This window comes from Mucilaginibacter celer, assembly GCF_003576455.2.
In the GTDB taxonomy this organism is placed as follows: Bacteria; Bacteroidota; Bacteroidia; order Sphingobacteriales; family Sphingobacteriaceae; genus Mucilaginibacter; species Mucilaginibacter celer.
Genome location: NZ_CP032869.1, coordinates 3,681,953 through 3,694,877 on the forward strand (window position 1 = coordinate 3,681,953; position 12,925 = coordinate 3,694,877).

The 12,925-nt window shown below is 43.4% G+C and carries 7 protein-coding genes; 4 read left to right on the plus strand and 3 right to left on the minus strand.

Going from position 1 to position 12,925, the window contains the following annotated elements; all coding sequences use genetic code 11:
* Nucleotides 1–23 precede the first annotated feature (23 nt).
* The 3 genes from HYN43_RS14720 to HYN43_RS14730 all read right to left on the minus strand — a co-directional run bounded on the left by HYN43_RS14720 (nt 24) and on the right by HYN43_RS14730 (nt 5,657).
* The gene (locus tag HYN43_RS14720) at nt 24–3,368 is read right to left on the minus strand and encodes a TonB-dependent receptor (RefSeq protein ID WP_119410073.1); all 3,345 of its coding nucleotides are present in this window, start codon (nt 3,366–3,368) and stop codon (nt 24–26) included.
* Between the two features lie 167 nt (nt 3,369–3,535).
* A complete protein-coding gene (locus HYN43_RS14725) occupies nt 3,536–4,621 on the minus strand; it encodes a FecR family protein (RefSeq protein WP_119410074.1) in 1,086 nt (361 codons plus the stop codon).
* Between the two features lie 442 nt (nt 4,622–5,063).
* A complete protein-coding gene (locus HYN43_RS14730) occupies nt 5,064–5,657 on the minus strand; it encodes an RNA polymerase sigma-70 factor (RefSeq protein WP_119410075.1) in 594 nt (197 codons plus the stop codon).
* A gap of 443 nt (nt 5,658–6,100) precedes the next feature.
* On the opposite strand from HYN43_RS14730, the gene HYN43_RS14735 reads away from it, so the two are divergent.
* From HYN43_RS14735 to HYN43_RS14750, 4 genes are all read left to right on the plus strand, one after another.
* Nucleotides 6,101–6,700 (plus strand): RNA polymerase sigma factor, encoded by a 600-nt coding sequence (locus HYN43_RS14735; protein ID WP_119410076.1) that lies wholly within the window; start codon nt 6,101–6,103, stop codon nt 6,698–6,700.
* A 76-nt stretch (nt 6,701–6,776) separates the two neighbouring features.
* The gene (locus HYN43_RS14740; protein WP_119410077.1) at nt 6,777–7,940 is read left to right on the plus strand and encodes a FecR family protein; all 1,164 of its coding nucleotides are present in this window, start codon (nt 6,777–6,779) and stop codon (nt 7,938–7,940) included.
* A 228-nt stretch (nt 7,941–8,168) separates the two neighbouring features.
* Entirely contained in the window at nt 8,169–11,444 is a 3,276-nt protein-coding gene (locus HYN43_RS14745; protein ID WP_162996490.1) for a SusC/RagA family TonB-linked outer membrane protein, read from the plus strand.
* 11 nt (nt 11,445–11,455) lie between these two features.
* Nucleotides 11,456–12,898 carry a RagB/SusD family nutrient uptake outer membrane protein gene (locus HYN43_RS14750; protein WP_119410079.1) on the plus strand — a complete coding sequence of 481 codons (1,443 nt, stop codon included), beginning with the start codon at nt 11,456–11,458 and terminating at the stop codon, nt 12,896–12,898.
* Nucleotides 12,899–12,925: the final 27 nt, after the last annotated feature.

Here is a 12,925-nt window from a genome sequence, read left to right on the forward strand (position 1 = left end):
TAATGTTAAATCGTTAATCAGTTTTATAATCCTACTTGTAAGCCTACCAATAAGATGCGCGGGTTAGGGAACGAACCGTAATCAAAGCCGCGGTTAATGGTACCATCGTTAATAAAATCGGGGTCGAAACCTTTGTATTTGGTAATGGTGTACAGGTTTTGGCCGGATAGGTACACCCTCAAACTCCTGATTACTTTGGTACGGTTAAGCAGGTTTGAAGGCAGACTGTAACCCAGCTGCGCGGTTTGCAAACGGGCGTATGATCCGCTTTGAATAAACCTGTCCGAGTTGCGGTTATTGGCATTTGGATCACCAATTATTGGGCGAGGTACATTGGTGTTCGTGTTGGTCGGCGTCCAGTAGTTCAGTTCATCGGTGCTGGCATTGGTGTACTGGCCCGTCATTAATGATTGATAAACACCATTGGCTATTTTACTGCCGTAGTTGCCCTGGATAAATATCGATGCATCGAAGCTTTTATAGTTGGCGCTGAAGTTAAAACCGTAATACAACTTAGGGATGGCCGAGCCGAGGTAAACGCGATCATTATCATTGATGATGCCGTTATGATCGGTATCTACAAACTTAACATCGCCGGGGGCTGCACCTGTTTGGGTAGCATGGGCTGCTACATCGGCAGCATCTTTAAAGATCCCTTCAGTCTTAAAGGCGTATAACTGGCCAACCTCGCCGCCGACCGCCGTTTTGCTGTACGCGCCGTAAATTGGGTTGCCGCCGTTACCTAACGAGGTTACTTTGTTTTTTACTGTTGATGCATTGGCGCTGATGGTATAATTAAACGGACCGGTATCCCTGCTGCGGTAAGTTACCGTAAACTCAATACCCCTGTTAGTGAACGAAGCCGCATTAACCAAAGGTGTATTGATGGCACCTACCGAAATTGGGATAGGCACTGATAAAAGGATCCCCTTGATCTTATTCACATAATACTCGGACGAGAAGCTTAACTGATCGTGAAACAAACTCAAATCGATACCCACGTTGGTGGTGCGTTTCTGCTCCCATTTATTGGTTTGGTCAAACACCTGGGTTTGAGTAGCTCCCGGTGCAAGGGTGTTGCCGAATACATAGCTGGCATTGCCGTTTACTACGGCCTGGTAAGGGTAAAACGCCAATGCGTTTACGTTACCCAATGTGCCATAACCTGCTTTCAGTTTTAACTGGCTGATGGTTTCGGGCAGGTGGAGGAATTTTTCTTTGGCGATGTTCCAGCCTACCGATATACCGGCAAAATTACCGAAGCGGTTGTATACAGGCAGTTGCGATGTACCATCGCGGCGATAGTTGGCGGTTAACAGGTAACGGTCGTCATAATTATAGTTTACGCGGCCAAATATCGGCGAGTAAAACTTGCGCTCGTTGCTGTTACCGAAAACGGTTTTATCGGTAGTATTGCTCACGTTATCAAACGAGAACAGGTATGGCTGCGGCAAATTGTAGGCTATGCCGGTAAGGTTATCATTTTTATCTTTTTGATAAGCGGTACCTGCCAGCAATTCTACGTGATGCTTGTTAACATCAAATTTGTAGCTTAAGGTATTTTCGATAAGGGCGGTGTAATAGTTGCCGCGCGCATCGCTGTAATAAGCTGATGTGTTGGGATAAAACCAGCCCAGGTCATAGATCGGATCAAAGTAAGTGTTTTTGAAATCGTTACGATCATAGCTGGCGTTTAAACGGTATTTCAGGTTTTTGATAAACTCAATCTCCATCCAGGCCGAAGCCAGCATACGGTTACGTTGCCCGGTGCTGTTCAATATATTATTTACACCGATGATGTTCAATGAGATTGCACGTTGTGTATTCTGATCAACACCGCCGTAGCCGCCAACACGGTTGGCATCATAAATAGGCATAGTCGGGATAGCGGTAACCAAATCAACTATCTGATTGCCGGTACCATGCAGGTGCGGGTAAGCAAGGTTATTATAATCGCCCTCGGTATAAGCAAACTTGCTGCCGAATGATACGATGCCTTTTTTACCCTGGATATTACCGCTCAGGTTATAACGGGTATATGACGGGCCGGATACGGTTGTACCTGATTGATTGAAATAATCGAAAGCTACATTATAGCTCATGTTCTCATTACCGCCCGATAAACCCAGATCATGACTTTGGGTGTAACCAGTTTTAAAGGCCGAGCGCTGCCAATCGGTATTTACATTGCTGATGAATTTGCTTGATGAGGGGTCATTACCCGGCGCAAGAGATAACCCCGCATTGGTTTCGGCCGCGTTTGCTATTTTTTGATAGCCTACCCTATCAGTAACCGACAGCATTTTAGGGTTTTTCTGAAAGCCTGCGTAGCCATTGTAATTGATTTTCATGGCACCGTTTTTCCCTTTTTTGGTAGTGATGATCACCACGCCATTAGCTCCACGGAAACCATAAATAGCACCCGCCGAAGCATCTTTAATCACCTGCATACTTTCTATATCGGTAGTAGGGAAATCAAATGGCTCCATAGTAGGCACGCCATCAATAATATAAAGCGGGTTATTGTTAATAAGCGAGCTTACACCACGAATCCGGATAGAGACACCTTCACCCGGCACACCCGAACCATTCACCTGCACACCGGCAACCTGGCCTTGCAAGGCGCGGGCAACATCGGGCGTTACACGTTTGTTGGCATCTTTAACATTCACTACGGCTACCGAGCCGGTGAGGTTTTCTTTTTTCTGTGTACCGTATCCAACCACAATAACCTCATTCAATGAGTTGGAGGCTGCTTTAAGCTGTACATTGATCAGCGAACCGCCACTTACCGGCACCTCCTGCGAGGTATAGCCAATAAACGAGAATACCAATACTGCATCAGCAGTATTAGCATCCGGAATATTTAAAGTATAGCGGCCCTGCGTATCAGTTTGGGTACTTATATTGGTGCCTTTCACTTTTACGGTAACACCGGGCATAGGCAGGCCTCCATCATCGGTTACTTTACCGTTGATGGTGCCGGGAGCTATAGCTTTACCTTTTTCGGTAAGTATAACCAGGTTGTTATCGCTCAGGGTATAGCTCAGGTTTGTTTTATTAAGTACAATGTTCATCACTTCCTCAAGCGATGCATCTTTTGTATTTAAACTGGCGGGCATGTCGTTTTTCAACAGCATGTCGTCGTTATACAAAAAGCGGTAATCAGACTTTTTTTCAATTTCCTTCAACGCCTTTTTTAGCGATATGTTTTGGAAATTAACGTTGATTTTAGTCTGACCATACCCTTTTGAAAACGCCTGCAACGAGGAGACGAGTACCAGGATACAGATAAATTTAAACATAAGAAGTACTTTCAAAAATTGGTTCAGCCGCGGCGGGTTACCGCGGTGTGCATTTTTTTTCATAATTTAGCATTAAGGTTATTTAACTATTTGGTTTATAGAAGGACTGGTAGTTAAGCTATACCACATTATAATGGGGGGATGCGGGAACATCTCTCCATTTTTTTATGGTTTACTGGTTGAATACTTATTTACGCATAGGCATCTCTCATTTTTTAAAGGTTTATTAATCAGTAAATTATTATTTGGTTAGTATTATCAATTTTAAAGCGGAACGGAGCCGTGCGCTGCAGGTACAGCAAAGCCTTGTTAATCGGTTCGGTCTCAAACTTGCCGGTAAAACGGAGTTTCTTCACTTCCTCATTTTCAAAAACAATGTTCACATTATAGCGGCGCTCCATTTTTTGGGCAATGGTTTCAAAATCCTCGGCATCAAAAGCCAGCTTGTTTTCAAGCCACAATGCCTCGGATGGCAGGGTATCTTTTTTGGCCTGATGAATGCGGCTCAAGGCTATCAGCGGGGTTTCATCAAGAGCCGGCGATGAGGCGTTCCCGTTTTTTTGCTGCTGATCCTGGTTATTGATCACTATTAGTTTCTCGGATGGATTGAGGATGATCTTTTTCTCCGGATTTTTTAAAACAGTAAGTTCTATCTTTCCCCGTACCAATGCGGCCTCTGATGTTTTATCATTATTGTACGAACGCACATTGAATTTGGTGCCCAATACCCTGATGCTGATAGTTTGCGTGGTAACCACGAAAGGGTGCTGCGGATCTTTAACCACGTCAAAAAAAGCCTCACCGGTAAGCGAAACCCTGCGCTCATCGCTACCAAAATCATTGGCGTAAGTAAGTTTGCTGCCCATATTGAGCCAAACATGACTGCCATCAGGCAGTTGAATTTTGCTGATGCCGTTTTTTGGTGCTAAAACTTCATTGGGTTTGGCAGATGAAATAGTTTCTTTTCGGGTGAACCAAAAAACGCCCAGTATCAAACAGGCGGCAGCTAATAATGAGCCGAGCTTAATGATGCGCGCCCTTTTTTGTTTTGTTTTTATGGCGATAACCTGCGCAGCTTCTTCTGCTTCCTGCGCTTCAATAACATCAAGTTGAGCTTCAAAAGCATCCCATTTGCTCAGCAGTTTTTCGTCGCCGGCGTTTTGCTGGTTATTTTTCCAGAGTTCCTCTAACTGATTTATCGGGTACAGATCGGCACCGTCCTGTTGTTGTAACAGTTGCTCAAGCTCAAGTAACTCTTCGGGCGAAGCTTCACCATTTAACTTTTTGCCAATAAGTATCCAGATGTTGTTGATCATTATTTACGGTTCTATTTATAAAGACTATAAATAATTGGGATACCCTGGTGGGAGGATAAAATATTTTTTTTTAAACGATATCACTGCCGCGGGTTTAGCGCAGCGTAACCCGTGGTGTAAAACAGTTCGGGTCTCTGACCCGAGTGCCGTTTAAACTCCTGTTCAGAATTAATTCTGAAAATTTTCATGACCAACCACGGGTTTACGCTGCAGGGAAATCGCTTTTAAAACAAATCGGATTACACGAGGCTCCTATGGAGCCATTCATAGTTCCTGAAACATTGCAATAAACACGAAACTCCTAACGGAGTTATATAAATACCCCAGAGGGGTACCGTGTTTATAGCAAATGAATAAAGACTCTCCGGCACCATAGGAGCCACGTATTCAAAAAGCGATTACCCTGGGTTTATGCTGTGCTAAACCCGCAGTAGATCATTTATTAAATATTTTTTGAGATTGGTTCTGCAGATGCGGCGGGTACCGTTTTACGCGATTCTTTCAGCCCAACAGCCAATGCTTTGAGCGCGTTACCAATGTGGTATTCAACGGTTTTTACAGAAATATCAAGCAACTCGGCCACTTCACGGTATTTCAACCCATCTTCCTTTACCAGTTTAAAAACAAGGCGGCAAGGTTCGGATAATTTGCTAAGCGTTATGTTGATGATTTTGCTGAGATCTTCGCAAGCCAGTTTATCCTCGGCGGTGGCAGCCTGATCGGCTATATCAATGTTAGCTTCATCAATATTCACACTTTTAAGCTGATTTTTTGCCAGGTAGGTAAGCGATTTATTTTTAACCGAGGTGTAGCAGTAATAAGTAAAATTATTGATTTCGGTTAACGAAGCCCTGCGCGCCCACAGGTTCATAAAAACATCGTTGGTGATCTCTTCGGCCTGCTCATCATTTTTTACCAGCGATTTTGCCAGGTTGAATAATTTACCATAATAAAACATGTACAGCCTTTTAAAGGAAACCCTGCTGCTGTTTAAAGCAATATCATTAAGCAGGTAGCGTACTTCGTTATCTAACATTCCCTTAATTGGTTTGTATCAGTTTATCAAAACCACAATGGGTTTCAATATGGTTTAAATTAATATAATTGGCGTTTTCAGTTATTCATCGCAAGGTTGCAGCGCTAACTAAAATCTAAGATAGAATATTTTATTTTAATTGTTCAAAAAACAATTAAAATAATTTTCGGTCGCAAATAAATCTTAATGCTAAATTGTTTTATTTGATAAAATAGTATCATCCTGTACATCAGTGCCATAAATATGACAAAACGTTTTATCGGCATTAAGCAAACTAATCAGACTAAACCTTACCCTTCATTATTAATTGTTATATAAACAATAATAAAGCAGCTATTGTGGATAGACTAAATGGAAGCTTAATTGCATAATGCAGCTTATCAACAACTGTTAGCTGCTTGTTTTCAATATTTTCGTATCTTTAAAAAACTAATTGATTTTTAATGCGGGATAGTGTTCATCATAAGCTTTCTGTTGTTTGGTCAGAAAAGATCCAGGTATTTGAAACTGCTTTTAATGAGTATTGGAACGAGCTTTACCGCCACGCATTCCGTAAAACCCAGGCTGAAGATGTATCAAAAGATTTAGTTCAGGAAGCCTTTATGGTACTTTGGGATAATCTTGATAAGCTTGGCGATGCGCAGGAGATCCTCCCCTTTTTATATGGTACGCTGCGCAATAAAACGCTACGGGAGTTCGAAAAATCTGAAATTCATTTAAGATATACGCAATCGGCCGTTATTACCGATAGTCCCTTCGATCCGTCTTCCGAAAATTTGTTATTAAACCAGGAACTGGAAGCAGTTATCTCCGGAGAGGTTGAGAAAATGCCCGGCCGGATGAAAGAGATTTATCTTTTAAAGAAGGAAGACAATTTTTCAATCCGCGAAATAGCCGAAAAGCTTGACTTATCCGAACAAACAGTAAAAAACCAGCTCCAAAATGCCTACGGAAGATTGCGTTTATGCCTGAAAGACTATAATTCGCCAATAACCATGGTTGGTTTTATAGTTTGCTACACCCCCTTATTACTACACCATTAACTTTTTTCAAATAAATTGTAAAATCGCATAGTACTTTTAGCTTCTTAAACGGATATGTAGATATAAACAACATATTGTGGAAGAGCAAGAGTTAAAAAAACTGATTTCGAAGTACAATTTGGGCATTGCTACGCCCGATGAACGCGTACTTATTGAAAATTGGTACGATGAATTAAATGGCGCCGAAATCCTGAAAAGCGATAAAGAGCTGAAAGGAATGAAACAGGATACCTATGCCGCCCTGCAAACCTATATCGGCACAACCCAACCTAAACAATACCCCGCTCAAAATAACAAAATCATCACCCTTACCTATGTAAAATGGATAGCGGCCGCCGTGCTGCTATCCATAAGCATTACGTTTTATTATTACAGGCAGCATTCTGCACAAAATGCCACTGCCCTTGCCCTTAATGATATAGCCCCGGGCGGCAACAAAGCCATCCTTACGCTGGCCGATGGCTCAAAACTGGTGCTTGATGATAGCAAAAACGGCAAACTGGCCACGCAGGGCAAAACCGTGGTGCAGAAAACCGGCAGCGGTATGCTTTCTTACCTGTCGGCAACACTGGGGACAGGCTCAAACACAACCGAAGTAACTTATAATACCATCACCACCCCACGCGGCGGCCAATACCATGTTACCCTGCCAGATGGTACACAGGTTTGGCTTAACGCGGCATCATCACTAAAATTCCCTACAGCGTTTAATGGCAAGGAGCGTGATGTTGAACTAAGCGGCGAGGCTTATTTTGAAGTGGTTAAAAACAAAGCAATGCCATTCCATGTGGTTTCGGCGGGGCAAAACATAGAAGTACTCGGAACTCATTTTGATGTTAATGGATACCAGGACGAGGCTTCACTCAACACCACCTTGTTAGAAGGCTCGGTAAAAATCACCAAAGGTGCTTTATCGGCTATGCTCAGGCCTGGCCAGCAATCATCTATCAGCAATAATGAAATCAACGCGGCGATAAAAGTGAGCGAAGCTAACGATATTGACGAGGTTACAGCATGGAAAGACGGCAAATTCCATTTTAACGATACCGATATTAAAACTGTAATGCGCCAGCTTAGCCGCTGGTATGATGTGGATATTGAATATGAAGGCAAAATTGAAGCCGATGATGTTTTTACCGGCACCTTTTCGCGCGGAATGACTTTAGCGAAAGCTTTGAAAGTACTTGAGTTTTCGGGTGTTAACTTTAAAATAGAAGGGAGAAAGATTATCGTAAAATAATTACTTCATTATAACCCGCGTGGCGGCGAGGCCGCCCGTGCCCGGATGGCACAAAAAAACCGGAAAGTGGTTGCAACACTGTCCGGCCAATAGCTTGGGCCAACCTCCATTTAATTTATCTGACTAAACAAACTTTACTGAAACCCAAAACCGTACAAAAGTATGTATTTTTCTACTTCTTGTTTGCAGCGTATTACCCATAAGCGCCTAAAAAAATTACTATTGGTGATGAAGTTAACCACTTTGCTCATATTGATCGGTTTCCTGCAGGTGAATGCCGCCGTTTACGGCCAGCGCATTAATATTAATGCGAGCAACATCAGCATTGAAACCCTTTTTAAACAAATTGAAAAGCAAAGCGGCTATTCCTTTTTTTATAAAGCCAATACCCTCAAAAATCTGCCAAAAATTGATGTGGAAATTGATAATGCCACCATTGATGAGGTACTTGAAAAATGCTTTAAGAACAAGCCGCTTGATTATCTGATTGTTGATAAAAGCATTGTTGTTAAACGTAAGGAAATACCCGCGATGGTTGTTTTGCAGGACAACGTTATTATATCGGGCAAGGTAGTTGATGAAACCGGGCATCCCCTGCCCGGAGTTTCTGTCAGGCTAAAAAATGCACCCAACGTATGGATCACCAACCAGCAGGGGCAATTTACGGGGCTATTAATTAATCCTGGCGATAATGCGGTGCTACAGATAAGCTATGTAGGCTATATTACGCAGGAAATACCTGTTAAAAACTTTAAACAGGGCATCACCATTACCATGAAGCCCGATATCGGCCAGTTAGATGAGATCCAGGTTATCGGTTACGGGCAAACCACCAAGCGCTTCAACACCGGCGATCAAACCACTATAACCGCCAAACAAATTGAAAACTACCCGGTAAGCAACGTATTATCGGTACTGCAGGGCACTGTTCCGGGTATGGTGATCAGCCAGTCTACAGGCCAGGCGGGTAGTACTTACTCGGTGCTCATTCGCGGCCAAAATGGTTTGATAACCAATACCGATCCTCTTTATGTGGTTGATGGCGTGCCTTATAATGGCGGGGCTTTTTCATCACAAAAATCAAACGTATTAGGTTCGGCCAACAGGGCCTATGATGCATTAAGTCTTATTAATCCCCTGGATATTGAAAGCGTTAACGTTTTAAAGGATGCCGATGCTACGGCCATATACGGATCAAGAGGTGCCAACGGAGTTATTTTAATCACAACAAAAAAAGGTAAAAGCGGCGATACCAGGGTTGATGTTAACGTTTTTAGTGGATTTAGCGAAGTGCCTAAACTTACTCCACTGTTAAATACACCACAATATCTTGAGTTACGCCGTGAAGGTAAAAAGAACGACAATTTACCTATCGGCCCGGGCGACTATGACATTAACGGCACCTGGGATACAACCCGTTATACTAACTACCCGAAATTATTTTTAGGTGATCAGGGCCATACTACCAATGCCCAGGTGAGTATATCGGGTGGTGCGCCTAACATTTCATATCGTGTTAGCGGTAACTTCCGCAGGCAATCAAACGTGCAGCAACTGATAGGCGGCCGTGAGCAGGTATCATCATTAAGCTTTAACCTCAACTCAAGCAGCAGCAACAAGCGTTTTAACATGACGTTTAGCGGCGGTTACACCAACAGCGATAATAATATACCAACTGCAGATCTGTCGGGTTCAGCATTCAGTATGGCACCTAACAGCCCGGCTTTATATAAACCGGATGGCTCGCTTAATTTTGAAAACAACACATTCAGCAACCCTTTACTGGGTAGTAAACTTATAGCCCGTACCGCTTTAACCAACTTAACCAGCAGTATGCAGGCCAGCTATCTTATTATAAAAGGCCTTACCTTACAAACCACTGTTGGCTATAACAAGCAAGGCAATAACGAGTTTTTAGCTACTACTCTCGCTTCTTTCACTCCGGCCCTGATAGCTGCCGGTGCCAAAGGCTCGGCAAACTATACCTACGCAAACAAAAGCTATTGGAGTATTGAGCCCCAGGTAAACTATAACCGCACCGACGGTAAAGGCCAGTTAGGCGTTACAATCGGCGGAAGTTTGCAAAAACAAATGAGCGATGCCACACAGCTGATAGCCAACGGCTACACGAACGATTTACTGATCAACAACCTGGCATCCGGAACCAGCGTTGTACCTAACGGTCCCGGATATAATGCGCTTACTTATAAATACGCGGCTTACTTCGGGCGTGCCAATTATAACTGGGATAATAAATATATCCTCAATATCTCGGGCAGGTACGATGGTTCGAGCCGCTTTGGCCAGGACCGCCAGTTCCATACCTTTTACGCTGCCGGCGGTGCATGGCTATTCAGTTCGGAGCAATTTATTAAACGAGCAGCACCATTTATCAGTTTTGGTAAACTGAAAGCCAGCTATGGCGAAACCGGTAACGATCAAATAGGCGATTACCTTTACCTGCAAAACTTTACCACTGTAACAGCAGCTAATGCTTACCAGGGCGTGCCGGGCATCAACCCATCTAACCTGGCCAACCCATACCTCACCTGGGAAACTACGCGTAAAACCAATTTCGGGGCCGAAATACAGTTTTTAAACGGGCGCATAGGTATTGATGGTAACTATTTTATAAACAAAACAATCAATATCCTTTCATCGGTACCATTATCATCAACAACAGGCTTTACTGCTATAAACCAAAATTTGAATGCCAGGGTACAGAATAAAGGGTTTGATATTACTTTAAATACCGTAAACGTACGCTCAAATAGTTTTACCTGGACAACAACTTTTATTTTTAGCAGGCAGCGTAACGCGTTACTGTCGTTCCCCAATGCTAATACAGCTATACAACAACAACTTAACCAATCGGTAAATACCATTTTTGTTAATCGCTATGCGGGTGTTAATCCTCAAACCGGCGTTTACCAGTTTTATGACCGCAACGGCGCTATTGTGGCCGCACCGGCAGCCAATGGAAGCGACCAGGTTAAATTATTGAATACCAATCCTGATTACTTCGGCTCGGTTACCAATACCTTTACATACAAAGACTTTTCGCTTAACTTCCTGTTTCGTGGCATAAAACAACTGGGGCAAAGTCCGTTCGGGCAAATTGTACAGGCTACCTACCCCGGCTTTGCTAACTACAATGTACCGGTGCAGTTGTTAGACCGCTGGCGCAAACCCGGCGATGTAGCAACCTACGAACGTGCCACGAGCTCATTTAGTGCTGCCTTGTTAGCTAAACTGAGCGTTAACAGAAACCTGGACGCGTTTTACAGCGATGCCTCGTACATCCGGCTGCAAAACGCCTCGCTGGGTTACCAGTTCCCGGTTGAATTGACCACTAAGATGCATTTAAGATCACTTAAAGTTTACATGCTGGGCGAAAACCTTGCTACCATCAGCAAGTATAAATTTTCGGATCCGGAGATCCAGAACTACCAGCGGCTATCACCTTTAAGAACGATAACTTTCGGAATCCAGGCATCACTTTAATATCAACAAACATGAAATTTTTAAACATAAAATCAATTCATATATGTGCTGCCGTACTTATGCTGGTTTTAGCAGGCGGTTGCAAAAAGGCTATCGAAATAGGCCCTTCATTGGTTACTGCCAACGCAGGTAATGCCTTTTCATCAAACAGTGCGGCGCAATCTGTTGTGGCAGGTATTTATTCACGCATGTCGCAAGGCTCCTTCTTTCAGGGACAGTACGGTATCAGTATCAATATGGGTCTTGCTGCCGATGAGCTAACCAATATTAATAGTGGCGCTTCAAGTTTCGGCCCATTTTATACCAACAACTATTCACCGGCACTTGCACCATCATTTTGGGCCGAATTTTACAAACTGCTATATTTTTGCAATACAGCTATTGATGGTATAAGCAACTCGCCATCCGTTACCGGCAATGTGAAAAATCAATTACTTGGCGAAGTAAAGTTTTTAAGAGGCTTCATCTTCTTTTACGCTTTAAACCTGTATGGTACCCCGCCGCTAACTTTATCTACCGATTATACCATCAATAACACCATAGGTAACAGCACACCGGATGCTTTATACAAGCAAATTATCAACGATTTAAAAGCTGCCCAGGCCGCTTTGGCAGATAATATTTATGTTGATGCCAATGGAGCTACAGTAACCGATAGGGTGCGCCCCAACAAACAAACCGCAAGCGCCATGTTGGCAAGGGTTTACCTTTACATGCGCGACTGGAAAAACGCTGAAGATGAGGCAACTTCTGTTTTAGGTAGTGCTACCTATACCCTACTTCCGCAGCAAAACATCAGCCAGGTGTTTTTGAAGGGTAGTCGTGAAACTATCTGGGCTTTGCAGCCAACATCGCTTGTGTATCTCAACACCATAGATGCTTACTATCTTATTGTAAATACCAATTACCGGGCTTCTCTTCAATTCCCGATAAGCCCGCAGCTGCAAAACGCTTTTGAACCTAACGATGCCCGTTTTACCAACTGGGTAAGTACATTTACAACACCTGCAACTCCGGCTGTTACCTATTACTATGCCAATAAATACAAAGTATCGTCGGTTAGCTCAACAATAGCTGTAACTGAATACCCTATTGTAATGCGCTTAGCCGAACAATTTTTGATCCGCGCCGAGGCCAGGGCGCAGCAAAATAACCTAACCGGTGCAGCAACCGACCTGAATACCATTCGTACCCGCGCCGGGCTTGGTGCAACAACAGCATCCGGACAAGCCGATATGATCACGGCTATTATGCACGAACGACAAGTGGAGCTATTTACCGAATGGGGCCACCGCTGGTTTGATTTGAAACGTAACAATCTATTAAACGATGTAATGACTACCGTTGCGCCAACCAAAGGCACTACATGGGCCAGCTTTAAGCAGCTCATGCCCATCCCACCGGCTGATATACAGGCCGATCCAAACATTGTGCAAAACCCGGGTTATAACTAAAAATCATTCGTTTTCGGCTTAGCAATA

Bases quoted from the DNA above. Each gene is read 5' to 3' on its own strand.
- HYN43_RS14720 (WP_119410073.1), bottom strand. From the start codon at position 3,368: ATGAAAAAAAATGCACACCGCGGTAACCCGCCGCGGCTGAACCAATTT.
- HYN43_RS14725 (WP_119410074.1), bottom strand. From the start codon at position 4,621: ATGATCAACAACATCTGGATACTTATTGGCAAAAAGTTAAATGGTGAA.
- HYN43_RS14730 (WP_119410075.1), bottom strand. From the start codon at position 5,657: ATGTTAGATAACGAAGTACGCTACCTGCTTAATGATATTGCTTTAAAC.
- HYN43_RS14735 (WP_119410076.1), top strand. From the start codon at position 6,101: ATGCGGGATAGTGTTCATCATAAGCTTTCTGTTGTTTGGTCAGAAAAG.
- HYN43_RS14745 (WP_162996490.1), top strand. From the start codon at position 8,169: ATGAAGTTAACCACTTTGCTCATATTGATCGGTTTCCTGCAGGTGAAT.
- HYN43_RS14750 (WP_119410079.1), top strand. From the start codon at position 11,456: ATGAAATTTTTAAACATAAAATCAATTCATATATGTGCTGCCGTACTT.